We start from the raw sequence: 25,162 nt of genomic DNA on the forward strand, positions 1-25,162 counted from the left end.
GGGGGGGGGCGGGCGCCCCCCGGGGGGCCCCTGGGGGGTGGGGGGGGGGGGGGGGGGGGGGGGGGGGGGGGGGGGGGGGCCCGGGGGGCCGGGGGGGGGGGGGGGGGGGAGCGCGGCAGGGTGTCGGCGACGGCGTCGAGGAAGGCGCGCAGCAGTGGCTCGGGGGCCGGCAGCCGGGGCGGGCCGTCCGCGTTCAGGGGGAGGCAGTGGGCCTCGGGGGGCATGGCGGCGGCCAGCTCCCGGACCTCTTCGAGGTCGGCGGCGTCGAGGGGGCCGGTCCGCCAGGCGTCGTGGCCGGCGGGGCTCAGCCCGGGCAGGAGCTGCCCGCGGGCCAGGAACCGCAGGGCGAGGAGGGCTGCGGCGCCCCAGAAGGCGGCGCTCGCGGAGGGGGCACTCGGGGAGTTGGCACCCGGGAAGGGTGCACGTGCTGAGGAGGCACTCGGGGAGTTGGCACCCGGGAAGGGTGCACGTGCTGAGGGGGCACTCGCGGAGGCGGCACCCGGGAAGGGTGCGTTCGCCGCGGCGGCGGCCGCGGCCGGGGCGGCCGCCTGGCCGGCCGCGGCGGTACGGGCGCGGGTGAGCAGCGGCAGGGCCTCGCCGACGGGCAGCACGAGGGCGGTGACGGCGGTCCGCCGCAGGTCGGCGGTGACGACGTGCAGCTGCTCGGAGGAGCCGCCGCCCGGATCGCGGCCGCCCGGATCCCGGCCGTCCGGGTGCCAGAGCGCGATCCGCCCGCTGCGGGCCGGATCGGCGGGAAGGAAGACGGCCGAGCAGTGGATGAGGCCGGAGATCTCGGGGAGCACGCATTCCTCAAACTTGACTACCGGGGGATTCTGGCGGCCGAGGCTACCCCACCGGCAGGGCGGGAAAGCTCCGGCCGGGCCGTGACCCGGGTCACTTTGCGGGCCGACCGGCCGGTGGAGGCAGCCGGGAACGCGGGGTCGCGGTGGCGCGTTGAGGGGGTAGTGGCCGACGACGGCCGACGACGGGTGGAGGTGTCCGCAGATGTCCACGAGCGGAAAGGTGGCGGTTGCCGGGGTCGCGGCAGCCATCGTGTTGTTCTGGGCGGTCGGGTTCTGGGCCGGGCTGCTGGTCCTGATCGGTGTGCCCGCGGCCGCCTATCTCCTGCTGGACCCCTCTCAGCGCCGCCGCCTGCGGGGCGTGTCCAGGAAACAGATCGGCCGCTGACGGCCATCGGGGTGGGCGGCGCTGCCCCGCCGGGCCCGGCCGCCCCGCCGGCAGAGCCCCTGGGCGCACCTCGGTGTGCTCAGGCCACGCCGAGGTCCAAGCCCGGGGTGGGGGCCGGTCCCGGTTCCACCCCCGGGTCGGACGGGAGCGGCATCCGCGCCGCGTGGTCCACGAGCTGCCGGAGTACCGGCAGATGGGCCTCGTCTCCCCCCAGTACGCCCAGGATGCGGTGCGCCTCGGCGCGGTAGCCGTCGATGTCCGCGCGGTACCGGGCCAGGAGGCCGGGCGCCCGCAGCAGGCGCGCGAGTTCCGCTCGCGCGTGCGCGGAACGCCGCCCGGCGGCGCACAGGTCCAGCAGGTGGCGGCGGGATCCGGTCGCCGCGTCCTCGAGGGCGCAGGCGAGCAGGTAGGTCACCGTGCCGTTGCGCAGGTCCTCGTCGCGCCCGGAGAAGATGTCCTCCTGGTCGTTGAACAGCTGCCAGAGGATGCCGAAGACGTAGCCGAACTCCCGCCACAGCCCCACCCTCGCGCGTTCCGTGCCCGAGAGGATCGCGGCCATCGCGGTGATCATGCCGAACGGTGCGCCGGACTTGCCGCGGTAGGTCTCGATCACCGAACCGCGCGTGGCGTCGGCCGCGGCTGCGCGGATGTCCTCGAGCTGGCCGTCGGCGGCCACGACCCAGCTGTTCACGATCTCGGTGAGCAGTTCGTCGCGCACGGACTCCGGAATCCGCTGCGACCCGGATGATCTGGACGGGACGCACGTTCCCCGCGATGACCGACGCGACGAGCGCCGCGCTCTCGGTCAGCCCGGCCGCGGTCGCCGCCCCGTCCGCGTCGGCCAGATCGTCGACGTAGCAGGCGGAGGTCCACCAGAGCACGTGCACGGCGGAAATCGGCACGGCCGGGCCGGGTAAGCCCGTCTCGACGGCGTGCACGAGCAGAGGCAGCACCGAGAGAGGATGTTTCAGTCCGCGCTGCTCCAGCAGCGTGGCGACGGCGGTCCGGGCCGTGGCCGACGGCGGGCCGAGCCGCTCCAGCGAAGCCGCCACCGCCGCGTCGATCTCCGGGGAGAGCTCCCGGTGCAAGTCCAGGAACGCCAGGGAATTCACGGATGCCCTCCATCGCGAGAACGAGTCGAAGGGCGACGTGTGCGCCCCATGTGTCGCGTTACGTCACTGATTCGACCATTCTGTGCGGAGGGGATCCAGAGCCAATTCCCGCCTCGGCCCTACGCCTTTCGGCCATCGGGGCGCTCGGCGCCCGGTGGGCCGCTCAGTAGTAGTCGCGCATCAGGGCCGTCGCCCACTGCGGCTGCCGCAGCTCGCCGCGCGGGCCGAACTCGGCCATGTACGGCTTCAGATCGAGCACGGGGGTGCCGTCCACCGCGTCGAGGCCCGCCACGTGGACATCGAGGCCGTCCACCTTCAGCACCCGGCACCGTGAGACACCGAGCCGGTTCGGCCGGTTCTTGCCGCGCTGGGCGAAGATGCCGACCAGCGGCCAGTCCGGGTTCCCCCGGGGGCGGCGCGCGCCCGACTCGACCTCCTCCGCCGGCACCCGGTCGAAGTGGTAGACGACCTCGACGTGCGAGAAGTCCTCCAGCCCGTACAGCGCTTCCGGGCCGAACCGGCCGCCGTCCAGGCGGATCACCGCCGTCTCGCGCCCCCAGTCGTCGTCGGCCACCTCCGCGCGGCCCCCCACGACCACGCCCACCGGCTCGCATTCCACCGTCACCGCCGCCCCGCTCCCCTCCGCCGTCCCGTACGTGTTCACGCCGGGCGCACGGCGACGCGGTCCAGCGCCGCCAGCAGCTCCGGCAGCTCGCCCTCCCCGTCGCGCGGAACCGCGAGCACCCCGCCGGCCTCCTCGTCGAGCAGGACGAAGGCGGCGTCGCCGGTGCGGGCCACCAGCGACCAGCCGGGACCGTCCGCCCGCAGGGTCCGGGCCTCCTCCCCTGCGAAGGAGGAGCGCACCCGCCCCGGCGGCGGCGGTGCCAGCGTGTAGGCCCGGGCCTCCTCCAGAGCCCGCGCGAGCCCCGGATGCGCGGCGGCCGCGGCCCCGCCGTCCAGCGCCTCGCGCCCGCTCCAGTCGTCCCACTGCCGGGCGATCTGGTCCGCGGCCATCCGTCGCTGCACGGGCCCCCAGGTCTGCGCCGAGGGCGGCGCCAGCGGCACCCGGCCCGTGCCGTCCGCACCTTGTTCCGGATCGTGCGGCTCCGGGATCCCGGAGGCCGCCACCGACAGCTCCAGCGGCCAGCCCGCGAGGGAGACCACGATCGACCGCTCGTCGGGGGACAGGTCGTAGTCCATCCCGCAGTCCCAGGAGGCGATGGCCGCGGCCACGAGCGAGACGTCGTCCACCACCACCGTCCAGCGCGCGCCCTCCTCGTCCTGGCCGAGCACCAGCCCGTACCCCTCCCGGTTCGGCGCCACGCCCAGCAGGGAGCAGGCCTCGGGGAAGTCGTCGCCCAGGATGCTGGGGAACTGCGCGGGGGTCAGCAGCACGGCGGTCAGCACGTACAGCGAGCCGCCACCCTCGTCGTCGGACACCTGGCCTCCCGGTAGCTCTCTCGTCGGCGCACCTTAACCAGCGGGTAACCCGCCCGTCGAGGGCCTGCGGCCGATGATTTCCAAGGCCGCTACCTGCACGTAGAGTTGGCGGCCCGCCACAGAAAGGGACATCCGGTGCAGCGTTACGACCGGCTGAGGGAGATCCTCCGTCTCGATCCCGACAAGGACTTCCTCGCCATCTACCGGCTCACCGCCACCTACGAGTTCCCCTGGGACCTCGGCCGGGCCCTGGAGCTCGCCCTGTTCCGCACCTTCGCCGTCCCCTCCATCGGCGGCCTGCTGGCCGAGACCGCCGAGTTCACGGACCGCACCCAGAGGCGCTACGACGACACCGCGCTGCTCCTCGACGCCATCGTGGAGCACGGTTTCGAGAGCGACGCCGGGCGCACCGCGATCCGCCGCGTCAACCAGATGCACCGCAGCTACGACATCTCCAACGAGGACATGCGCTACGTCCTGTGCACGTTCGTGGTGGTTCCTGCGCGCTGGCTGGACGCGTACGGCTGGCGTCCGCTGACCCACCACGAGCGCCGGGCCTCCGCGCACTACTACGCCGCCCTGGGCGGCCGTCTGGGCATCACGGACATTCCCGGCTCCTTCGAGGAGTTCGAGTCCACCCTCGACGCCTACGAGGAGGCCCGGTTCGGCTGGGACGAGGGGGCCCGCAAGGTCGCGGACTCCACGCTCGACCTGATGGCCTCCTGGTACCCGGCCCCGCTCGCCCCCGCGGTCCGCGGGGCGAGCCTCGCCCTCATGGACGAGCCGCTGCTGGACGCCTTCCGCTTCCCCCGCCCGCACCCCCAGGTGCGGCGGCTGGTCCGGGGCGCCCTGCGGCTGCGCGGCCGCGCGGTACGGCTGCTGCCCCCGCGCAAGGGCCCGCACTACGGCCGGCAGAACCCGGAGATCAAGAGCTACCCCGGCGGCTATGACGTGGGCGGGCTCGGCACGTTTCCCGTGCCCGGTTCGGGCGGCTGCCCCGTTCCGCATCCCCGCCGGCCCGCCGGAGCCGAGGCTCAGCCTCCGGCGTGATCCGGGCACGTCCGCGGATCCCGGGCGAGGGGCCGACGTACGGGGAACGTGTCAGCCGTGGCGCACGGCGAGCGCCAGGAAGCGGGCGTCCTCGTCGGCGTACGAGGTCATCTCCCAGCCCGAACGGGCCAGCAGCGGGCCGAGGTTGTGCTCGGCCCGCAGGTCCTGCGGGGTCAGTTCGCGGCCCTGGCGCGCGGCGAGGGCCGCCCGCCCGATCGGGTGGAACAGCGCGAGCCGGCCGCCGGGGCGGACCACCCGGGCGAGTTCGCGCAGGTTCGCGTCCGGGTCGGGCAGGTGCGCGACCAGTCCGGCGGCGAAGACCGCGTCCAGCGCCCCGTCGCGCAGCGGCAGCCGGGCCACGTCCGCGAGCAGCAGCGCGCCCTGTGCCCCGCGCCCCGCCCGCTGCGCGGCGGCCAGCATCTGCGGGGTGAGGTCGGCCCCGAGGACGGTTCCGGAGGTTCCGACGGCGGCGCGCAGCGGGGTCATGGCCCGCCCGGTGCCGCAGCCCGCGTCGAGCACGCGGTCCCCGGGCCGCAGTCCGAACTCGGCGACGGCGGTCGCGAAGGCGGGCGCGTCATCTGGGAATTTGCGGTCCCAGTCGGCGGCGCGCGCTCCGAAGAACTCCTGCACGTGTGTGTGGTCTTCGCTCATACGCCCATGATCCCCCAACGGCGGGCGCGCAGGGGCCTGCGGACCGTGTGCAAGGTGGTACGCGGTGTGATCGGAGATGAACGTATCTCTGTCATATTCCAGCAGTTACAGCGGCTTTCGAAATGCGCCCCCTGTTCGCGCCCTCACCCGGACTAGCGTCCGGTGGCCATGGGACACCTGGGACATCTGGACCACGCCGCCTACGGCTGGCTGACACCCGTGCTGTCATACGTGATGGCATCCATCGGCGCCGCCCTCGGGCTGCGCTGCACCGTCCGCGCGCTCGCCGCGACGGGCGCCTCCCGGCGCAACTGGCTGCTCACCGCCGCCTCCGCGATCGGCACCGGCATCTGGACGATGCACTTCGTCGCGATGCTCGGCTTCGACGTCATCGGCACCGAGATCCACTACAACGTGCCGCTCACCATCCTCAGCCTGGTCGTCGCCATGCTGGTGGTCGGCGCCGGGGTGTTCGCCGTCGGCTACGGCAAGGAGCGCGGCCGGGCCCTGATCCTGGGCGGCCTCACCACCGGGCTCGGCGTCGCCAGCATGCACTACCTGGGCATGGCGGCCCTGCGCCTGCACGGCCGCGTCAGCTACGACCCGCTCACCGTCGGGCTCTCCGTCGCCATCGCCGTCGCCGCGGCCACGGCGGCCCTGTGGGCCGCGCTCAACATCAAGTCGCCGGTGGCCGTGGCCGTCGCCTCGCTCGTCATGGGCGCCGCCGTCAGCAGCATGCACTACACCGGCATGACGGCCGTGGCCGTCAGCGTCACCCCGTCGGACGCCGCCCTGCCCGGCGCCACGGCCATGCAGTTCATCTTCCCGCTCGCCGTCGGGCTGGGCTCGTACCTGTTCATCACCGCAGCCTTCGTCGCGCTGTCGCCGACCGCCGACGAGCGAGCCGCCTCCGACTCCGTGCGGCGCCTGGGGGAGCGGGCGGCGGCCGCCCACTGAACGCACTCCGCCGACGGACGCCCGTACGCACCAGCACTCCGCCGCACCAGCACCCGCCGCACCAGCACCCGCCGCACCAGCACCCGCCGCACCAGCACCCGCCGCACCAGCACCCGCCGCACCAGCACCCACCGCACCGCCACCCGCCGCACCAGCACCGCACGCACGCCGGACGACCCGCACCCGCACCAGCACCCGCACCACACCGCCCCGCCCCGCTCGCCGAACCACCCGCACCTGTCGGTACCGCCCCGGAACGAGGAGCCCATGCGCACATCCCGCAGACAACCGGAAGCAGCGGCGCCGCGGCTCCCCGCGCCGGCGGGCGGCCACGGCCACGGCGCGGGAACGGGCCGCCGCGCCCACGCCGGGCCGCCGGCCGACGAACACCCCGACCAGGTGCCCCACCAGCCCGCCCCGGCAGCCCCGCCACCGCACGACCGGGGCCCGCGGCTGCGGCTGCGCCCCGCCACCGTCCGCGCGAAGATCGTCTCGCTGCTGATGGTCCCCGTCGTCTCGCTGCTCGCCCTCTGGGCCTTCGCCACCGTCAGCACCGCCCAGGACATCGCCAGGCTCACCCGCGTCCATCAGGTCGACGCCGAGATACGCACCCCCGTCGCCGCCGCCGTCACCGAGCTCCAGGCCGAACGGCGGGCCGCCGTCCGGCTCCTCGCCGACCCCGCCGCCGACCCGGCCGCCCTGGACCAGCAGGCCCGGCGCACCGACGACGCCGTCCGGCGGCTGCGCCTCGGAGACCGCAACACCGCGGCCGACTCCGGTGACTACGGCTCGGACATCGTGGTCCGCCTCGGGGCCTTCGTCACCGAGGCCGAAGCGCTGGAATCCGCCCGCAAGGACGTCACCGGGCGGCGCGCCACACCCGAAGCCGCCTACGAGATCTACACCCGCGTGGTCGACTCGGCCCTCGCCGTGGGCGGCGCCCTGACCGGAGGGGAGGACGCCGAACTCGGCCCCGCCTCCCGGGTCCTGCTGGAATTCGCCCGGGCCGGAGAGCTCCTCTCCCGGGAGGACGCGCTGCTCGCCGTACCGGGCCCGCGCAGCGCGGAAACGCTTCGGCAGCTGACCGGCACCGTCGAGACCCGCCGCGCCCTCACCGCCGCCACGGCCCGCGACCTGCCACCCGCACAGCAGGCCGCCTGGCAGTCCGTCGCCAAGAGCGCCGCCTACGCCGACCTCACCGCGGCCGAGGACCGGGCGCTGGCCGCCGGCGCGGCCAAGGAGGTGCGGGGGGTGCCCGCCGGATGGGAGGCGGCCCACACCGGCATCGCCGCCTCGATGCGCGAGATCGAGGGAGCCGCGCACGCCGCGGCCGCCGACCGGAGCGACCCGTTCGCCGAAGGCGCGCTCAGCCCGGCCGGAGCCGCCGTGCTGCTGGGCCTGGCCGCCGTCGCCGCCTCGCTGGTGATCTCCGTCCGCATCGGCCGGGTCCTCGTGGTGGAGCTGGTCTCGCTGCGCAACACGGCGCTGGAGATCGCCCACCGCAAACTCCCCTACGCCATGGAGCGGCTCAGAGCGGGCCGGGCCGACGAGATCGACGTCGCCGCCGAGACCCCGGCCGGGCCGCCCGCCGACGACGAGATCGCGCAGGTCGGCGAGGCGCTCGGCACCGTGCACCGGGCCGCGCTCAGCGCCGCGGTCGAACGGGCGGAGCTGGCCAGCGGGGTCTCCGGGGTGTTCGTCAACCTCGCCCGCCGCAGCCAGGTCCTCGTGCACAAACAGCTCACCCTGCTCGACTCGATGGAACGCCGCGCGGACGACCCGAACGAGCTCGGCGACCTCTTCCGCCTCGACCACCTCACCACCCGGATGCGCCGGCACGCGGAGAGCCTGATCATCCTTTCGGGTGCCGCCCCCGGCCGCGCCTGGCGGATGCCGGTCCCGCTCACCAACGTCGTGCGCGCCGCCGTCTCCGAGATCGAGGACTACCCCCGCGTGGAGGTGCGCCAGCTCGCCGAGGCCGCCGTGGTCGGGGGAGCCGTCGCCGACCTCACCCACCTGCTGGCCGAACTCATCGAGAACGCCGCCCAGTTCTCCCCGCCGCACACCAAGGTCCGCGTCAGCGGCGAGCCGGTCGGCGCAGGGTACGTCCTGGAGGTCGAGGACCGCGGCCTCGGCATGGGCCGCGAGACCCTCAGCGACGCCAACCGCCGCATCGAGCAGTCCGAGGCGCTCGACCTCTTCGACAGCGACCGGCTCGGGCTCTTCGTCGTCAGCCGCCTCTCGTCCCGGCACGGGGTGAAGGTCCACCTGCGGACCTCGCCCTACGGGGGCACCACCGCCGTGGTGCTGCTGCCGAACTCCATGCTCCAGAGCGCGCTCCCGGCCGGCTCCCCGGAGCAGCAGCCCCGGGCCGGGGCCGCCGCCGAAGCACGGGCCGCCGCATCGGCGCCCGTACCGCCGGCCGCAGCGGTCCCGGCGCAGGCACCGCAGGCGGCCGAGAGGGCGCAGCAGCCGCCCGCGATGAGCGTCGTACGCGAGGACGCGCGCGGGCTCGGCGACCCGGGCCCGACCGCCGGCCTGCCGGACGCCCCCGGCCGGCCGGAGCCCCGGCCCGCCCCGGTGGCCGCACTGCGGCCGCGCACCGCGGGCGGGGCGCTCACGGGCGCGCCGCAGCCCGCCGCACCCCCCTCCGCCTCGGTGACGGAACTGCCGCGCCGGGTCCGCCAGGCCAGCCTGGTGCCGCAGCTGCGCGAGACCCCCGCCCCCAAGGCCCCGGCGGGCGCGCCCCTCGCCGCGGATCCGCCGGGGCGCAGCCCGGAGCAGGCCCGGGACCGGATGGCCGCCTACCGGGACGGCTGGGTCCGCGGCGCCCAGGAGAACTCCCCGCACGCGGGCCGCGGGGGCCGTGAAGGTCGCGAGGGCCGTGAACGCCGTGAACGCCGTGAAGGCAGCGCAGGCAGCAAAGGAGAAGTGTGATGATCGAACACCAGAGAATCGGACTCGACGGGGGCGTCCGCAGGTCGGGCGAACTGGACTGGCTGCTGGACGACATGGTGGTCCGGGTCCGGGAGGTGCGGCACACCGTGGTCCTCTCCAACGACGGCCTGCCGGTGGGCGCCTCCAGCGGGCTCAGCCGGGAGGACGCCGAGCACCTGGCCGCCGTGGCCTCCGGCTTCCACAGCCTGGCCAAGGGCGCGGGCCGGCATTTCCACGCCGGGGGCGTGCGCCAGACGATGGTCGAGATGGACGAGGGCTTCCTCTTCGTCGCGGCCGCCGGGGACGGATCATGCCTGGCCGTGCTCAGCGGCGCCGGGGCCGACATCGGGCTGATCGCCTATGAGATGGCCCGCCTGGTGAAGCGGGTCGGCGAGCACCTGTACACCCCGCCCCGGTTCGCGGCGCGGCCGCCGGCCGCCGGCTGAGGGCGGCGGTCCGGCACATGAACGGCCAGTGGTACGACGCCGACGCGGGCCCGCTCGTCCGTCCGTACGCGATGACCGGCGGGCGTACGAAGCCGGGGCCCCACGGGGTCCGCTTCGACCTGATCGCCCTGGTCGTCGTGGATCCGGAGGGCACCGACGCGGCTGCCGAGTCGCTGCTCGGCCCGGAACACCGGGCCCTGCTCGGTCTTTGCCGGTCCGAGACCCAGTCGGTGGCGGAGCTCGCTGCCGACGCCGACCTGCCCGTGGGGGTGGTCCGGGTGCTGCTCGGCGACCTGCTGGAGGGCGGGCACGTCAAGGTCAGCAGGCCGGTACCGCCCGCACAACTGCCGGACGAGCGGATTCTGCGGGAAGTCATCGAGGGATTGCGAGCGCTGTGATGGGACTGCATGACGACGGACCGGCGGATCCCGGTCCCGGGGACGACACCGAACTGGCGGCGCTCGCGCTGAAGATCCTGGTGGCCGGCGGCTTCGGGGTCGGCAAGACCACGCTGGTCGGCGCGGTGAGCGAGATCAGGCCGTTGCGGACCGAGGAGCTGCTGAGCGAGGCGGGCGAACTCGTCGACGACACGGGCGGGGTGGACCAGAAGAGGACCACGACCGTGGCCATGGACTTCGGCCGGATCACGATCCGCTCCGGGCTGTCGCTCTACCTGTTCGGCACACCGGGCCAGGACCGGTTCTGGTTCCTGTGGGACGAGCTGTCCCAGGGGGCGCTGGGCGCGGTGGTGCTCGCGGACACGCGGCGGCTGGAGGACTGCTTCCCGGCGGTGGACTACTTCGAGCACCGCCGTATTCCGTTCGTGGTGGCCGTCAACTGCTTCACCGACGCCCGGCGTTACGGCGCGCACGACGTGTCGCGGGCACTGGACCTGGACCAGGGGACGCCGGTGGTGCTGTGCGACGCGCGGGACAAGGACTCGGGGAAGGAAGTGCTGATCAGGCTCGTCGAGTACGCCGGGCGGGTGCACACCGCCCGGCTGCTCGACTCGGTGGAGCCGCAAGCCGATTCGGTGTGAACCGGCCGCTGCCCGGGCGGGAGGGCCGGCGAGGGTCAGTCCGCGATCCCGGCGAGGGCGATCACCTTGTCGACGGGGACGCGGACCAGGAGTTCGCTCGGGACGGCATTGCGGCGGCCGAAGGCCTCCGCACGCTCCTCGCCCATGTACCGGGCGCCGATCCGGGTCGCCCAGTGGAGGATCTCGTCCGGGTCGTCGGCGTGCTCGCTGATCTCGGCGCGGCCCTGGAGCACGACGTAGGAGAACGGCGGACGGTCGTCGTCGACGCACAGCGCGACCCGGCCGTCGCGGGCCAGGTTGCGTCCCTTCACCGTGTCCTTGCCGGTGTTGAACACGAAGGAGTCGCCGTCGAGTACGAACCAGATCGGGGCGATGTGGGGACTGCCGTCCTCGCGGACGGTGGAGAGCTTTCCGGTGCGGGTGGAGTGGGAGACGAACGCCCGCCATTCCTCTTGAGTCATCTTCTTCGCCATGAGGACATCCTCCTTGCCGGAAAGGCACTGGTGGGGAAGGCTTGCGGGACGACTAGGCGGGGCGCGGCGCGGCCGGTGGGCGCGTCGACGGGGAGGGGCTCGGTATGGCACTGGACAAGCAGCTCGACTGGCTGCTGGACGATCTGACGCGCAGGGTCCAGCAGGTGCGGCATGCGGTGGTGCTGTCCAACGACGGCCTGGTCACGGGCGCGAGCGCCGGGCTGGCGCGGGAGGACGCGGAGCACCTGGCGGCCGTCGCGGCCGGCCTGCAGAGCCTGGCCAAGGGGTCGGGGCGGCACTTCCGGGCCGGGGAGGTCCGCCAGACGATGGTCGAGTACGACGAGGGGGTGCTCTTCGTCATGGCCGCGGGCGCGGGCAGCTCCCTGTGCGTGCTGAGCGCGGCGGAGTCGGACATCGGGCAGGTCGCGTACGAGATGACGCTGCTGGTCAACCGGGTGGGTGAGCACCTGGGGGTGGCGGAGCGGCGGGTCACCGGCGGGTGAGTGCGGCGGGGCCGGAGGTTGTCCACAGGGCTCTCGCGATGTCGTCGCTCTGAGTTACGGTCTTCACACAGAGTAATCGACGCTCGTGGGGAGACCGTGATGATGACGACAATGACGAAGACGACGGCGCCGGCAACGGCGGCTGCGACTGCAATGGCGATGGCGATGGCGATGGCGACGCAGCTGGGGGCCGCGCTCCGGGAGGACGTCCCGGCCGCCGGCCGAGGCGGTCCGCGTGCCGATGCCCGTGCCGATGCCCCGGGTGAAGTGCGCGCGGGCCTGCCGGGCGAGGTGCTGGTGGGCGGGGCGCAGGCCGCCGGGGAACTGGGGCTGACCCGGGGGGAGTTCGCCCGGGCCGTCCAGCTGGGGATCGTACGGGCCGGGCCGTCGGCGCCCGGCCGGGCCGCCCGCTACCCGCGGGCCGAGCTGGACCGGGTCCGGGCCGCCGAAGCCCGGCCGGGCGAGGACGGGCCGCAGGCGCTGCGCGAACGGGTGGCGACCGTGGCCGGCGCGGAGGCGGCGGCCGGGGTGCTGGGGGTCGGACCGAGCCGGTTCACCCGGCTCGCCCGCTGCGGGCACCTGACCCCCGTCGGCTACCGGATCAACCGGTACCGGGCGGTGGTGTGGCTCTACCTGGCCGCGGAGCTGCGGGAGTTCGCGGCGCGGGAGCCGGCGCGGCTGCGCGGGGCCGCGCCGCCGGCCGACCGGAAACTGCTGGAGGCCAGGGGGGACCTGCGTCCCAGGAAGTGGCGCGGCCGGCATGTCGGGCTGCTGCTGAGACGGACCGCCGACCCCTGGGAGCGGGCCGCGGTCCTGGCATCCGTACTCCCGGAGGAAGAGCTGCTGCGGGCCGTGCCCGAGCCGGCGGAGCGGATCGTGCTGGCCGCCCTCGCCCCGCCCCCGCCGTACGGGCACCCGCAGGCGCCGGCGGCCGCGGCCGTGGCGCTGCGGCTGCTGAAGGCCGAGCCGCCGGAGGAGATCCACTGGTACCGCACCAGCCTGGACTTCGCCCTGACCGGAGCGCGCGGTCAGTCGAAGTCGACGGGGGACAGCGGGCCCACGTAGACCCAGGCCCCGCCCTCGCGGGAGAAGGCGCTGTGCTCGTGCAGCGAGCCCGAGTGCCCGCCCTCGCGGTAGTGCGCCCGGAACTCCACCGCGCCCTCCGTCTCGAACATCCCGCCGCGCTCGGTGGCGAGGATCTCCAGGCGCTCCCAGCGCTGCCCGGGATCCAGGTCGAGCCGGGCCGGGCGGGTCGTGGAGTGCCAGGAGCGCAGCAGGTAGGCGGTGTCGCCGACGGCGAAGGCGCTGAACCGGGAGCGCATCAGGCGCTCGGCGGTGGGTGCCTGCTGGGCGCCGGAGTGGAAGCGGCCGCAGCACTCCGGGTAGGCGGCGGGCAGCCCGCAGGGACAGGGGAGGGCCGGGGTGGGCATGGGCGGGTTCGGTTCCTCGTTCGTGGAGGGCGGGGAGGCGGGGACTTGGCCGGCTAGCGCGCCGGCCGGGGCGGCTGGGCGGGGTACGGGCGGAAGAGGCCCTCCTGGACCACGGAGACCAGCAGCCTGCCCTCCAGGTCGTAGATGCGGCCCCGGGCCAGGCCCCGGCCGCCGTGCGCGATGGGGGACTCCTGGTCGTACAGGAACCACTCGTCCGCCCGGAACGGCCGGTGGAACCACATGGCGTGGTCGAGGCTGGCCATGTCGAACCCGCGCATCCCCCACAGGGGCTCCACCGGGATGCGCACGGCATCGAGGAGGGTCATGTCACTGGCGTAGGTGAGGGCGCAGGTGTGCACGAGCGGGTCGTCGCCCAGCGGGCCGACCGCCCGCATCCACACCGCGCTGCGGGGATCGGCGTCCTTGAGCTCCTCGGGAGTCCAGCGGAGCCGGTTCACATAGCGGATGTCGAAGGGCTGGCGGCGGGCCATCCGCTCCAGCGACTCCGGCAGGGCGCCGAGGTGCTCGCGGATCTCGTCCGCGACCTTGGGGAGCGTGTCCGGATGGGGGACGTGGTGAGGGGGCAGCTGGTGCTCGATGCTGCCCTCCTCCGGATGGTGGAAGGAGGCGGTGAGATTGAAGATCGTCTTGCCTTGCTGGACCGCGGTGACGCGGCGCGTGGTGAAGGACCGCCCGTCGCGCACCCGTTCCACCTGGTACACGATCGGCACCCCGGGGATGCCGGGGCGCAGGAAGTACGCGTGCAGCGAGTGGACGGGGCGGTCGCTCTCCACGGTGCGGCCCGCGGCGACCAGGGCCTGGCCGGCGACCTGGCCGCCGAAGACGCGCTGGAGGGACTCCTGCGGGCTGGCGCCGCGGAAGATGTTGACCTCGATCTGCTCCAGATCGAGCAGGTCGACGAGTCTCTCGGCGGGGTTCGTCATCAGAGGTTCTCCACTGTCAGGTCCGGGCGGAGCCGGCGGGAAGCGGGAGCCGGCGGGTCGCCGGGGGTGGGCGGTGTGCTCAGAGCGCCCCGAGCTCGCCGACCGAGGTGACCCGGATGACGGCCCGGCCCTCCTCGTCGGAGGCAGCGAGGTCGACCTCGGCGCTGATGCCCCAGCCATGGTCCCCGTTCGGGTCGGCGAAGGTCTGGCGGACGCGCCACAGGCCGTGCACCGGGTCCTCCTCGATCTGGAGCAGCTTCGGGCCGCGGGCGTCAGGGCCGGTGCCGAGGTCGTCGTACTCGTCCCAGTAGCCGTCCAGGGCCTCGCCCCAGGCGTCCGCGTCCCAGCCGGACTCGGCGTCCAGCTCGCCCAGCACGTTGACGTGGTCGAGGGCGGCCAGCTCCACCCGGCGGAACATCGCGTTGCGGACCAGGACGCGGAAGGCGCGCGCGTTCGCCGTGACCGGCTTGACCTGGTCGGCCTTCTCCTGGGCCTGCTCCGCCGTCTCCACCTCCGGGTTCGCCAGCTGCTCCCATTCGTCGAGCAGGCTGGAGTCGACCTGGCGGACCAGCTCGCCGAGCCATTCGATCAGGTCCTGGAGGTCCTCGGACTTGAGGTCGTCGGGGATGGTGTGGTCGAGGGCCTTGAACGCGCTCGCCAGGTAGCGCAGCACGATGCCCTCGGTGCGGGCCAGCTCGTAGAAGGAGGTGAACTCGGTGAAGGTCATCGCGCGTTCGTACATGTCGCGGATGATCGACTTGGGGGAGACCGGGTGGTCGCGCACCCAGGGGTGGCTCTTGGCGTACACGTCGTAGGCGTGGAACAGGAGCTCTTCGAGCGGCTTGGGATAGGTGACGTCCTGGAGCCGCTCCATCCGCTCCTCGTACTCGATCCCGTCGGCCTTCATCTGGCCGACCTGGATGCCGCGCTCCTTGTTCTGCTGGGCGGCCAGGATCTGGCGCGGGTCGTCCAGCGTGGACTCCACGACGGAGACCATGTCCAGCGCGTAGGAAGGGGACTCCGGGTCCAGCAGGTCGAAGGAGGCCAGCGCGAAGGTGGACAGCGGCTGGTTGAGCGCGAAGTCCTGCTGGAGGTCGACGGTGAGCCGGATGGTGCGGCCCTCGGCGTCCGGGGTGTCGAGCTTCTCGACCACGCCGCCGTCCAGCAGCGAACGGTAGATCGCGATGGCCCGGCGGATGTGCCGCAGCTGCGCCTTGCGCGGTTCGTGGTTGTCCTCGAGGAGGTGGCGCATCGCCTGGAAGGCATCGCCCGGCCGGGCGATGACCGACAGCAGCATGATGTTGGTGACCTTGAAGCGCGAGGTCAGCGCCTCCGGGTCGGCGGCGATGAGCTTCTCGAAGGTGGTGTCCGACCAGGCTACGAAGCCCTCGGGAGCCTTCTTGCGCACCACCTTGCGGCGCTTCTTCGGGTCGTCGCCCGCCTTGGCGAGCGCCTTCTCGTTCTCGATGACGTGCTCGGGCGCCTGGGCGACGACATAGCCCGCCGTGTCGAAGCCGGCCCGGCCGGCGCGGCCGGCGATCTGGTGGAACTCGCGGGCGCGCAGCGTGCGCACCCGGTTGCCGTCGTACTTGGTGAGAGCGGTGAACAGCACCGTGCGGATCGGGACGTTGACCCCGACGCCGAGGGTGTCGGTTCCGCAGATCACCTTCAGCAGGCCGGCCTGGGCCAGCTTTTCGACCAGGCGCCGGTATTTGGGCAGCATGCCCGCGTGGTGCACGCCGATGCCGTGGCGGACGTAGCGGGAGAGGTTCTGGCCGAACTTGGTGGTGAAGCGGAAGTTGCCGATCAGGTCCTGGATCTTGTCCTTCTCCTCGCGGGTGCACATGTTGATGCTCATGAGCGACTGCGCCCGCTCGACCGCCTGGGCCTGCGTGAAGTGCACGATGTACACCGGGGCCTGCCGGGTCTCCAGCAGCTCGGTGATCGTGTCGGTGATCGGGGTGGTCACGTACTCGTACGACAGCGGGACGGGCCGCGTCGCGGAGCGGACCACGGAGGTGGGCCGGCCGGTGCGGCGGGTCAGGTCCTCCTCGAACCGCTTCATGTCGCCGAGGGTCGCCGACATCAGGATGAACTGGGCCTGCGGCAGCTCCAGCAGCGGGATCTGCCAGGCCCAGCCGCGGTCCGGCTCGGCATAGAAGTGGAACTCGTCCATCACGACCTGGCCGATGTCGGCGTGCTTGCCGTCGCGCAGGGCGATGGAGGCCAGTACCTCGGCGGTGCAGCAGATCACCGGTGCGTCGGCGTTCACGGAGGCGTCGCCGGTCAGCATGCCGACGTTCTCGGTGCCGAAGAGCTTGCACAGGTCGAAGAACTTCTCCGACACCAGGGCCTTGATCGGGGCGGTGTAGAAGGTGACCTTGTCCTGTGCCAGGGCGGTGAAGTGCGCGCCCGCCGCGACCAGGCTCTTGCCGGAGCCGGTCGGGGTGGACAGGATCACGTTCGCCCCGGAGACGACCTCGATCAGCGCCTCCTCCTGAGCCGGGTACAGGGTGATGCCCTGGCCCTCCGCCCACGAGGAGAAAGCCTCGAAGAGGGCATCGGGGTCGGCGTTCGGCGGGAGCTGATCAATGAGGGTCACGCCCCCCATCTTGCCTGGCTTCCCCCCGGATGAGGGAACCGGCGGACGGGAGGAAGATCATCGACGGTACGCTGTGCCGTCGAAACGGCCCGAGCGAAACCGTCGACGGGGCCCGAGTACGAGATCACACACCACACCACCGGGGCGGGGAACGACCATGATGGGTCCGGCGCATTCACTCTCGGGGGCAGCGGCCTGGCTGGGGGTGGGCGCGGCGACCGCGGCGGCCGGGCATCCCATGCCGTGGCCGGTGCTCGTGGTCGGCGCCCTGATCTGCGCCGGGGCGGCCCTCGCCCCCGACCTCGACCACAAGTCGGCGACGATCTCGCGCGCCTTCGGGCCCCTGTCCCGAGGGCTGTGCGAGGTGGTCGACAAGATCTCCTACGCCGTCTACAAGGCCACCCGCTCGCCCAGGGACGCCCGCCGGACCGGGGGCCACCGCACCCTCACCCACACCTGGCTCTGGGCCGTCCTGATCGGCGCCGGCGCCTCCGCGCTCGCCGTGACCGCCGACCGCTGGGGCGTGCTCGCGCTGCTCTTCGTCCATCTGGTGCTCGCGGTGGAAGGCCTGCTCTGGCGGGCCGCCCGGATGTCCAGCGACGTCCTGGTCTGGCTGCTCGGCGCCACCAGCGCGTGGATCCTGGCCGGCGTGCTCGACCAGCCCGGCAACGGCGCGGGCTGGCTGTTCACCGGGCCGGGCCAGGAGTACCTGTGGCTCGGCCTGCCGATCGTGCTCGGGGCGCTCGTCCACGACATCGGCGACGCCCTGACCGTCTCCGGCTGCCCGGTCCTGTGGCCCCTGCCGATCGCGGGCAAGCGCTGGTACCCGATCGGCCCGCCGAAGATGATGCGCTTCAGGGCCGGCAGCTGGGTGGAGCTCAAGGTCCTCATGCCGGTGTTCATCCTGCTGGGCGGCTACGGCGGAGCCTCGGCCCTCGGGTTCCTCTAGGCCGTCTCTTTCGGATCTTGCCTGACCCGCGCCGCCCGGCACCGCACCTCGCCGCGTTGGCGGAGCACCCGAGTACGTCCAGTACGAGGGAGCCCCGCCAACGCGGCGATGCACGGCACCGGACGACGCGGGCTTAACCGGCAAGATCCGAAAGAGACGGCCTAGTCCTGCGGTCCTGCGGTCCACCCCGGCGGCCGGACCAGCAGGTCCGGCCGCCCCGCACGGCGCGGGTCACCCGTGCCAAGAGCGCCACAGCGCCGCGTACGCCCCGTCGGCCGCGACCAGTTCGTCGTGCGAGCCGAGCTCGCTGATCCGGCCGCCCTCGACCACCGCGATCACGTCCGCGTCGTGCGCGGTGTGCAGCCGGTGGGCGATCGCGATGACCGTGCGGCCGTCCAGCACCCGGGCCAGCGACCGCTCCAGGTGCCGTGCGGCCCGCGGGTCCAGCAGCGAGGTCGCCTCGTCCAGCACCAGCGTGTGCGGGTCCGCCAGCACCAGCCGGGCCAGCGCGATCTGCTGCGCCTGCGCCGGGGTCAGCGCCGTCCCGCCGGAACCGACCTCGGTGTCCAGGCCGGCCTCCAGGGCACGCGCCCAGCCGTCCGCGTCCACCGCGCCCAGCGCCGCCCACAGCTCCGCGTCCCCGGCTCCCGCCCTGGCCAGCCGCAGGTTGTCCCGCAGCGAGCCCACGAACACGTGGTGCTCCTGGTTGACCAGCGCCACGTGCTCGCGCACCCGCTCCGCCGGCATCTGCGACAGGCGGGCCCCGCCGAGGGTGATCTCACCGGCCCGCGGCGCGTAGATGCCCGCGAGCAGCCGGCCCAGCGTGGACTTGCCGGCGCCCGAGGGGCCGACGAGCGCCATCCGGGTGCCCGGCGGCACGGACATGGACACCCGGTGCAGTACGTCCACGCCCTCCCGGTAGCCGAAGTGGACCTCGTCCGCCCGGACGTCCCGGCCCTCGGGGCCCACCTCCGGGTCCCCGGCGTCCGGCTCGATCTCCCGCACGCCCACCAGCCGGGCCAGCGACACCTGGGCGATCTGCAGCTCGTCGTACCAGCGCAGGATCAGGCCGATCGGATCGACCATCATCTGGGCCAGCAGCGCACCGGTGGTCAGCTGCCCCACCGACATCCAGCCCCGCAGCACGCAGTAGCCGCCGATCATCAGCACGGAGCCGAGGATCGTCACGTAGGTGACGTTGACGACCGGGAACAGCACCGTCCGCAGGAACAGCGTGTACCGCTCCCACGCCGTCCACTCCTTGATCCGCCGCTCCGACAGCGCGATCCGGCCCGGCCCGAGGCGGTGCGCCTCGACCGTGCGGCCCGCGTCCACCGTCTCGGTCAGGGCGGCCGCGACCGCCGCGTAGCCGGCCGCCTCCGAGCGGTACGCCGACGGCGCCCGCCGGAAGTACCAGCGGCAGCCGATCACCAGCACCGGGAGCGCCACCAGCGCGGCCAGCGCCAGCGGCGGCGCGGTCACGGCCAGCGCTCCGTAGAGCAGCCCCGCCCACACCACGCCGATCGCCAGCTGGGGCACGGCCTCGCGCATCGCGTTGGCCAGCCGGTCGATGTCGGTGGTGATCCGTGACAGCAGGTCGCCGGTACCGGCGCGCTCCAGCACGCCCGGCGGCAGCCCCACCGACCGCACCAGGAAGTCCTCGCGCAGGTCGGCGAGCATCTCCTCGCCGAGCATCGCCCCGCGCAGCCGGACCAGCCGGACGAAGAAGGTCTGGACGGCCAGCGCCAGCGCGAACAGCAGCGCCACCTGCCCCAGATGGAGCTCGCGCACGCCCGACGCGAGGTCGTCCACGACCCGGCCCAGCAGGTACGGGCCGACCATGGAGGCGATCACCGCGACCGCGTTGACCGTCACGAGCACCACGAAGGCCCGCCGGTGGCGCCGGAACAGGCCGCGCACATAGCCCCGTACGGTCACCGACGTGCCCACGGGCAGCGTCGCGGCCGATTCGGGGGCCGCCGGATCGTAATCCGGCGGCGCCACGCCGATCATGCGGACTCCTCGATTTCCGTGAGTGCTTCCAGCTGTGCCAGTTCCACGCGGTCGAGCCGCTGCTCGTCCTCCGTCTCACGGGTGACCACCGCCCGGTAGAGCGGTTCGCGGTGCAGCAGTTCGCGGTGCGTACCGGCCGCCGCCACCGTGCCCTCGTGGACGAGGACGACCCGGTCGGCGCGGTCCAGCAGCAGCGGCGACGACGCCAGGACCACCGTGGTGCGCCCGGCGCGCAGCGCCGCGATCCCGTCCGCGATCCGCGCCTCGGTGTGCGAGTCGACCGCCGAGGTCGGCTCGTCCAGGACCAGCACCTCCGGGTCCGTGACCAGGGACCGCGCCAGGGCGAGCCGCTGGCGCTGCCCGCCGGACAGCGAGCGGCCGCGCTCGGTGATCCGCGCGTCCATCGGGTCCTCCACCCCGTCCGGCGCCGACTGCAGCAGTGCGTCCAGGACGTCCGCGCACTGGGCCGCGGCCAGTGCGGCACCGGCCCCGACCGCCCCGGAGGCCGGGACGGCGAACAGCTCGCGCAGGGTTCCGGAGAGCAGCACCGGGTCCTTGTCCTGTACGAGGACCAGCGTGCGCGAGGTGTCCAGTGCGAGCTCGTCCAGCGCGACCCCGCCGAGGAGCACCGAGGGCCCGTCGGCGGCCGTGTCCGTGGGATGGCCGCCGAGCCGCTCCGCGAGCCGTCCCGCCAGGTCCGGGTCCCCGCACACGACGGCGGTGAACCGGCCCGCGGCGGCCAGCAGCCCGGTCTCCGGGTCGTACAGGTCCCCGCCGGGGGCCGGAGCCTCGGCCGCGGCGGCCGGCGGACGCTCGGCGGCGTCCGTACGGGTCAGCGACAGCACCCGGGCGGCCCGCTTGGCGGAGGGCCGGGAGAAGGAGTACGCCATGGCGATCTCCTCGAAGTGCCGCAGCGGGTAGAGCAGCGTCGCCACCGCGCTGAACGCCGCGACGAGTTCACCCACCGCGATGCGCCCGTCGGCCACGAGCCCGGCGCCGTACCAGACCACCGTGATCATCAGCGCGCCCGGCAGCAGCACCTGGATCGCGGAGATCAGCGCCCACATCCGGGCGCTGCGCACGGCCGCCTCGCGGACCTCCTGCGAGGCCTCGCGGTAGCGGCCGAGGAACAGTTCCTCGCCGCCGATGCCCCGCAGCACCCGCAGGCCCGCGACCGTGTCGGAGGCCAGCTCGGTCGCCTTGCCCGCCTTCTCCCGCTGGATGTCGGCACGCTGGGTGGCGCGGGGCAGCAGCGGCAGCGCCGCCAGGGCGACCAGCGGCACGCCGATCCCCACGACCACGCCCAGCTCGGGTGCGTAGAACAGCAGGCCGACGCAGACGAGGACGACGGAGAAGAGCGCGGCCAGGAAGCGCGAGACGGCCTCGACGAACCAGCCGATCTTCTCCACGTCCCCGGTGGAGACCGCGACGACCTCGCCCGCGGCCACGCGGCGGGTCAGCGCGGAGCCCAACTCGGCGGTCTTGCGCGCCAGCAGCTGCTGCACGCGCGCCGCGGCGGTGATCCAGTTGGTGACGGCGGTGCGGTGCAGCATGGCGTCGCCGACCGAGATGGCGACGCCGAGCAGCGCGAGCAGCCCGCCGACGAGCAGCAGCCGCGTGGAGTCGCGGTCGACCACCGCGTCGATGCCCATGCCCACCGTGTACGGGAGCCCGGCGACTCCGGAGAAGTGCAGCAGTCCCCAGCACAGGCTCTTGAACTGTCCGCCCAGCTGGCCCCGGCCCAGCCACACCAGGAAGCGGGGGCCGGAACGGGCGTCGGGTACCCCGGGATCCCGATACGGAAGATCGCTGATCTGCATGACGCCCCATGACTGGTCGAGTGGTCCAAACCGTGCAAGGTTCGCCTTCCGGGCCGGGGCCGGGCAATCGGTTTTCCGTCGGCGCAGCCCCGCCGCAGGGCGGACCGCGTCCGGAGCGGATGACGTAGCGCCTGGTCAGGAGGGTCGCGCACACCGGCGCTCACGGGCGGGTGGCGCGCTCCAGTTCGAGCAGGACCGAGGCGTAGGAGCGGCCGGTCGCCCGGTCCATGCCCACCTCGCACATCCGGTTCGCCGAGAGGTGGGCGTCGAAGTGCCGGGCCGTCACCTCGGCGGCCTCGCGCGCCGTCGCCGAGGCCGTCAGCTCGGGGTGCAGCATGCCCCGGTCGCCCGCGAAGGCGCAGCACCCCAGGTCGTCCGGGACCACCACCTCGTCGGCGCACGCCTCGGCGACGGCGCGCAGCTGCGCCTCGTCGCCCAAGTGCCGCATCGAGCAGGTGGGGTGCAGGACGGCGGAGCCCACCGTGCGGCGGATCTCCAGGTGCGGCAGCAGCTCCTCGGCAGCCCAGACGACCGAGTCGACGATGCGCAGCTCCCTGTGCAGGGCGAGGTTCTGCTCGGTCAGGTAGGGGACCACCTCCTGCGCGATGCCCAGGGTGCACGAGGAGGCGTCGACGACCAGCGGCAGCCGCCCGCCCGCGGTCCAGCCCCAGGCCGACTCGACGATGCGGTTGGCCATCACCCGGTTCCCGGCCTCGTAGCCCTTGGAGTGCCAGATCGTCGCGCAGCAGGTGCCGGTCACGTCCCGGGGGATCCACACGGGCTGTCCGGCCCGCTGCGAAACGGCCACCACGGCCTCCGGCAGGGAGGGGCCGGACCGGGCCCCCGGACCGCCGAAGATCCGGTTGACGCAGGCCGGGTAGTACACGGCCGCCGCGCCCGTCCGCCGGGTCATGGGCGGTTTGCGCGCGGCGGCGCCCGGGATCTGCGGCAGCCAGCGCGGCACCAGCTCCGGGCTCAGGGCCTTGCGCGCGGCTCCGGTGGCCGCCGCGAGCAGCGCGTCCCCGACCCGGTCCGGCAGCCGGTCGGCGGCGGCCACGGCCAGCCGGGCGGCGGACTCCACCGTCCTGAAGCGCTCCGCGGCCAGCGCGGCGGCCCGTTCCTCGCGGGCGCTGTGCCGGCGGTGGCGGAAGTCCTTCATCAGCGCGCCGGTGTCGATGCCGACGGGGCAGGCGAGCCTGCAGGTGGAGTCGCCCGCGCAGGTGTCGACGGCGTCGTAGCCGTACGAGCCGAGCAGGCCGTCCAGCACCCGGGAGCCGGGCTGCTGGCGCATCATCTCGCGGCGCAGCACGATCCGCTGGCGCGGAGTGGTCGTCAGGTCCTCGCTGGGACAGGTCGGTTCGCAGAACCCGCACTCGATGCACGGGTCGGCCACCGCCTCCACCCGGGGAATGGTCTTCAGGCCCCGCAGGTGGGCCCGCGGGTCGCGGTCGAGGAGGATGCGCGGGGCGAGCACCCCGTCGGGGTCGATGACGCGTTTGGTGCGCCACATCAGCTCGGTGGCCCGGGGGCCCCACTCCAGTTCCAGGAACGGCGCCATGTTGCGGCCGGTGGAGTGCTCGGCCTTCAGGGAGCCGTCGAAGCGCTCGACGGTGAGCCGGCAGAACGCCTCCATGAACGCCGCGTACCGCTCGACGTCGGCCGGGTTCGCGGCGTCGAAGGCGAGCAGGAAGTGCAGGTTGCCGTGGGCGGCGTGCCCGGCGACGGCTGCGTCGAAGCCGTGCCGGGCCTGGAGGGCGAGGAGCGCCTCGCAGGCTTCGGCCAGGCGCGAGGGCGGGACCGCGAAGTCCTCGGTGATCAGGGTGGTGCCGGGGGCGCGGGCGCCGCCCACGGCGGTGACGAAGGCCTTGCGGGCCTTCCAGTAGCCGTTGACGGTGCGCGCGTCCCGGGTGAAGGCGTTGCTGACCGAGGCCACCGGCGCCACCAGGTCGAGCCCGCTCAGCAGCTGGGCCGCGCGGCTCTCGTACGCCGCGCGGCCGGCCTCGTCGGGCGCGCGGAACTCCACGAGCAGGGCGGTGGTGTCCTTGGGCAGGTCCGCCCAGTCGGCGGGCACTCCCGCGACGCTGACCGAGGCGCGCAGGGTGTTGCCGTCCATCAGCTCCACGGCGAGGGCGCCCGCCTCGTTGAAGAGGGGCACGGCGGCGGCCGCCGCGGGCAGGGAGGGGAAGAACAGCAGGGCGGAGCAGAGCTCCCGGTCCAGCGGCAGGGTGTCGAAGACGACCTCGGAGATGAACCCGAGGGTGCCCTCCGAGCCGACCATCAGCCCGCGCAGGATCTCCACGGGGGTGGCGCCGTCCAGGTAGGCGTCCAGCCGGTAGCCGGTGGTGTTCTTGATCTCGTACTTGGCGCGGATGCGGGACACCAGGGCCGGGTCGGCCTCGATCTCCCGTTTGATCTCCATCAGCCCGCGGCACAGGGCGGGTTCGGCGCGGGCCAGCTCCTCGTCGGCCAGCGGGTCGGCGGTGTCGACGACCGTGCCGCCCGGCAGGACGAGGGTGAGCGAGGAGAGCGTGCGGTAGGAGTTCCTCGTGGTGCCCGCGGTCATCCCCGAGGCGTTGTTGGCGACGACGCCGCCGAGGGTGCAGGCGAGGGCGCTGGCCGGGTCGGGGCCGAGGACGCGGCCGTGCCGGGCGAGGGCGGCGTTGGCCCGCAGGACGGTGGTGCCGGGCCGGATCCGGGCGCGCCGCCCGCCGTCCAGCACCTCGACGCCGGCCCAGTGGCGGCGTACGTCGACCAGGATGTCCTCGCCCTGGGCCTGGCCGTTGAGCGAGGTCCCGGCGGCGCGGAAGACGACCTCGCGCTGCCGGCCGTGGGCGTAGGAGAGGACGGCCGAGACGTCGTCGATGTCCTCGGCGACCACCACGACCTGGGGGACGAAGCGGTAGGGCGAGGCGTCGGAGGCGTAGCGGACCAGGTCGGAGACCTTCCACAGCACCTTCTCGGCGCCCAGCAGCTCGGTCAGCTCGGTGCGCAGCGGCTCCGGGGTGCCGGCGGCCCGGTGGTCCGGGAGCCGGTCGTGGGCGGGGCCGCCGGCGCCGCGCGGGCGCAGGGCCCCCGGTTTCGGTTCCAGCAGCGGCATGCGCGACCCCTCGCCTCGGGGCGGCCCGCGCGCGGCCCCGTCAGCAGCGGCGTTCCACCGGGGCGTCCGCCGGGGCGTCCGACAGGGCGTTGAGCAGGCCGCCGAGGACCTCGCGCTGGTCGCCGGTCAATGGAGCCAGGATCTCCTCTGCCGCGTCGGTTCGCGCGTTGCGCAGCCGGCGCAGCGTGGCGCGGCCGGTGTCGGTGAGCTCGATCCTGATGACCCGGCGGTTGGCGGGGTCGGGCGCGCGGCGCACGCACCCGGCCGCCTCCAGGCCGTCCACCAGGGTGGTCACGGCGCGGGGGACGACCTCCAGCCGGGCGGCGAGATCCGCCATTCGGGGTGCCTGGTCGCCCTCGTAGTGCGAGACGAGGCGCAGCAGCCGACTCTGGGCGGGAGTGATCCCGAGCGGTTCCATGTGGCGCTTCTGGATCCGGTGGAGCCTGCGCGTCAGGCGGAGCAGCTGTTCGGCGAGGAGGCGATCGGTGTCGGAGGCGGAGCTCATGCCGGG

General features: G+C 74.0%; 22 protein-coding genes and 1 pseudogene. 10 read left to right on the forward strand and 13 right to left on the reverse strand.

Annotated elements, in window-relative coordinates; genetic code table 11:
* Positions 1 to 803, reverse strand: a pseudogene (locus AB0D66_RS07920) (hypothetical protein); the annotation flags it as partial.
* A gap of 202 nt (positions 804 to 1,005) precedes the next feature.
* Here AB0D66_RS07920 and AB0D66_RS07925 point away from each other — a divergent pair.
* On the forward strand, positions 1,006 to 1,188 hold the full coding sequence (locus tag AB0D66_RS07925) for a hypothetical protein (RefSeq protein WP_362298314.1): 183 nt from the start codon (positions 1,006 to 1,008) through the stop codon (positions 1,186 to 1,188).
* Between the two features lie 79 nt (positions 1,189 to 1,267).
* Here AB0D66_RS07925 and AB0D66_RS07930 read toward each other — a convergent pair whose 3' ends face one another.
* The 3 genes from AB0D66_RS07930 to AB0D66_RS07940 form a co-directional block, all read right to left on the reverse strand.
* On the reverse strand, positions 1,268 to 1,906 hold the full coding sequence (locus AB0D66_RS07930; RefSeq protein ID WP_362298317.1) for a polyprenyl synthetase family protein: 639 nt from the start codon (positions 1,904 to 1,906) through the stop codon (positions 1,268 to 1,270).
* A gap of 557 nt (positions 1,907 to 2,463) precedes the next feature.
* On the reverse strand, positions 2,464 to 2,919 hold the full coding sequence (locus AB0D66_RS07935; protein WP_362298843.1) for an SAM-dependent methyltransferase: 456 nt from the start codon (positions 2,917 to 2,919) through the stop codon (positions 2,464 to 2,466).
* 41 nt (positions 2,920 to 2,960) lie between these two features.
* Positions 2,961 to 3,740, reverse strand: coding sequence for a hypothetical protein (locus AB0D66_RS07940; protein ID WP_362298320.1), 780 nt, complete (start codon positions 3,738 to 3,740; stop codon positions 2,961 to 2,963).
* 135 nt (positions 3,741 to 3,875) lie between these two features.
* Between AB0D66_RS07940 and AB0D66_RS07945 the strand changes: the two genes are divergently transcribed.
* Positions 3,876 to 4,790, forward strand: a complete 915-nt coding sequence (locus AB0D66_RS07945; RefSeq protein ID WP_362298323.1) for an oxygenase MpaB family protein — start codon at positions 3,876 to 3,878, stop codon at positions 4,788 to 4,790.
* A 51-nt stretch (positions 4,791 to 4,841) separates the two neighbouring features.
* Here the strand turns inward: AB0D66_RS07945 and AB0D66_RS07950 are convergent, their stop codons facing one another.
* The gene (locus tag AB0D66_RS07950; RefSeq protein ID WP_362298326.1) at positions 4,842 to 5,441 is read right to left on the reverse strand and encodes a class I SAM-dependent methyltransferase; all 600 of its coding nucleotides are present in this window, start codon (positions 5,439 to 5,441) and stop codon (positions 4,842 to 4,844) included.
* Between the two features lie 177 nt (positions 5,442 to 5,618).
* Here AB0D66_RS07950 and AB0D66_RS07955 point away from each other — a divergent pair, with 177 nt between their 5' ends.
* From AB0D66_RS07955 to AB0D66_RS07975, 5 genes are all read left to right on the forward strand, one after another.
* Complete coding sequence (locus AB0D66_RS07955) at positions 5,619 to 6,398, forward strand: MHYT domain-containing protein (RefSeq protein ID WP_362298846.1); 780 nt, start codon at positions 5,619 to 5,621, stop codon at positions 6,396 to 6,398.
* Positions 6,399 to 6,665: 267 nt separating this feature from the next.
* On the forward strand, positions 6,666 to 9,335 hold the full coding sequence (locus AB0D66_RS07960) for a nitrate- and nitrite sensing domain-containing protein (protein ID WP_362298329.1): 2,670 nt from the start codon (positions 6,666 to 6,668) through the stop codon (positions 9,333 to 9,335).
* Positions 9,335 to 9,781, forward strand: coding sequence for a roadblock/LC7 domain-containing protein (locus AB0D66_RS07965; protein WP_362298331.1), 447 nt, complete (start codon positions 9,335 to 9,337; stop codon positions 9,779 to 9,781). The genes AB0D66_RS07960 and AB0D66_RS07965 overlap by 1 nt, the downstream gene beginning before the upstream one ends.
* 17 nt (positions 9,782 to 9,798) lie before the next feature.
* Positions 9,799 to 10,179: a DUF742 domain-containing protein gene (locus tag AB0D66_RS07970; RefSeq protein ID WP_069919003.1), complete on the forward strand. Its 381-nt coding sequence runs from the start codon at positions 9,799 to 9,801 to the stop codon at positions 10,177 to 10,179.
* Positions 10,179 to 10,820 (forward strand): ATP/GTP-binding protein, encoded by a 642-nt coding sequence (locus tag AB0D66_RS07975; protein ID WP_362298335.1) that lies wholly within the window; start codon positions 10,179 to 10,181, stop codon positions 10,818 to 10,820. The genes AB0D66_RS07970 and AB0D66_RS07975 overlap by 1 nt, the downstream gene beginning before the upstream one ends.
* A 35-nt stretch (positions 10,821 to 10,855) precedes the next feature.
* On the opposite strand, the gene AB0D66_RS07980 is transcribed toward AB0D66_RS07975, so the two are convergent.
* A complete protein-coding gene (locus AB0D66_RS07980) occupies positions 10,856 to 11,293 on the reverse strand; it encodes a PPOX class F420-dependent oxidoreductase (protein WP_362298338.1) in 438 nt (145 codons plus the stop codon).
* 104 nt (positions 11,294 to 11,397) lie between these two features.
* Here AB0D66_RS07980 and AB0D66_RS07985 point away from each other — a divergent pair, with 104 nt between their 5' ends.
* The gene (locus AB0D66_RS07985; RefSeq protein WP_362298341.1) at positions 11,398 to 11,796 is read left to right on the forward strand and encodes a roadblock/LC7 domain-containing protein; all 399 of its coding nucleotides are present in this window, start codon (positions 11,398 to 11,400) and stop codon (positions 11,794 to 11,796) included.
* Positions 11,797 to 11,907: 111 nt separating this feature from the next.
* A complete protein-coding gene (locus tag AB0D66_RS07990) occupies positions 11,908 to 12,861 on the forward strand; it encodes a DUF6397 family protein (RefSeq protein ID WP_362298344.1) in 954 nt (317 codons plus the stop codon).
* On the opposite strand, the gene AB0D66_RS07995 is transcribed toward AB0D66_RS07990, so the two are convergent.
* From AB0D66_RS07995 to AB0D66_RS08005, 3 genes are all read right to left on the reverse strand, one after another.
* On the reverse strand, positions 12,825 to 13,226 hold the full coding sequence (locus AB0D66_RS07995; RefSeq protein ID WP_362298347.1) for a YchJ family metal-binding protein: 402 nt from the start codon (positions 13,224 to 13,226) through the stop codon (positions 12,825 to 12,827). The two genes, AB0D66_RS07990 and AB0D66_RS07995, sit on opposite strands and share 37 nt — an antisense overlap.
* Before the next feature lie 53 nt (positions 13,227 to 13,279).
* Complete coding sequence (locus tag AB0D66_RS08000; RefSeq protein ID WP_362298350.1) at positions 13,280 to 14,170, reverse strand: acyl-CoA thioesterase II; 891 nt, start codon at positions 14,168 to 14,170, stop codon at positions 13,280 to 13,282.
* Positions 14,171 to 14,249: 79 nt separating this feature from the next.
* Positions 14,250 to 16,772 (reverse strand): DUF3516 domain-containing protein, encoded by a 2,523-nt coding sequence (locus AB0D66_RS08005; RefSeq protein WP_362298353.1) that lies wholly within the window; start codon positions 16,770 to 16,772, stop codon positions 14,250 to 14,252.
* Between the two features lie 157 nt (positions 16,773 to 16,929).
* Between AB0D66_RS08005 and AB0D66_RS08010 the strand changes: the two genes are divergently transcribed.
* Complete coding sequence (locus AB0D66_RS08010; protein WP_362298356.1) at positions 16,930 to 17,721, forward strand: metal-dependent hydrolase; 792 nt, start codon at positions 16,930 to 16,932, stop codon at positions 17,719 to 17,721.
* 231 nt (positions 17,722 to 17,952) lie between these two features.
* On the opposite strand, the gene AB0D66_RS08015 is transcribed toward AB0D66_RS08010, so the two are convergent.
* From AB0D66_RS08015 to AB0D66_RS08030, 4 genes are all read right to left on the reverse strand, one after another.
* Positions 17,953 to 19,734 (reverse strand): ABC transporter ATP-binding protein, encoded by a 1,782-nt coding sequence (locus AB0D66_RS08015; protein WP_362298359.1) that lies wholly within the window; start codon positions 19,732 to 19,734, stop codon positions 17,953 to 17,955.
* Positions 19,731 to 21,554, reverse strand: a complete 1,824-nt coding sequence (locus tag AB0D66_RS08020) for an ABC transporter ATP-binding protein (RefSeq protein WP_362298363.1) — start codon at positions 21,552 to 21,554, stop codon at positions 19,731 to 19,733. Before AB0D66_RS08020 ends, AB0D66_RS08015 begins: the two co-directional genes overlap by 4 nt.
* Positions 21,555 to 21,714: 160 nt before the next feature.
* Positions 21,715 to 24,651: an FAD-binding and (Fe-S)-binding domain-containing protein gene (locus AB0D66_RS08025; protein ID WP_362298366.1), complete on the reverse strand. Its 2,937-nt coding sequence runs from the start codon at positions 24,649 to 24,651 to the stop codon at positions 21,715 to 21,717.
* A gap of 40 nt (positions 24,652 to 24,691) precedes the next feature.
* Complete coding sequence (locus AB0D66_RS08030; protein ID WP_362298368.1) at positions 24,692 to 25,156, reverse strand: MarR family transcriptional regulator; 465 nt, start codon at positions 25,154 to 25,156, stop codon at positions 24,692 to 24,694.
* Between the last annotated feature and the right edge of the window lie 6 nt (positions 25,157 to 25,162).

Source organism: Streptomyces sp. NPDC048270, assembly GCF_040652335.1.
GTDB lineage: Bacteria > Actinomycetota > Actinomycetes > Streptomycetales > Streptomycetaceae > Streptomyces.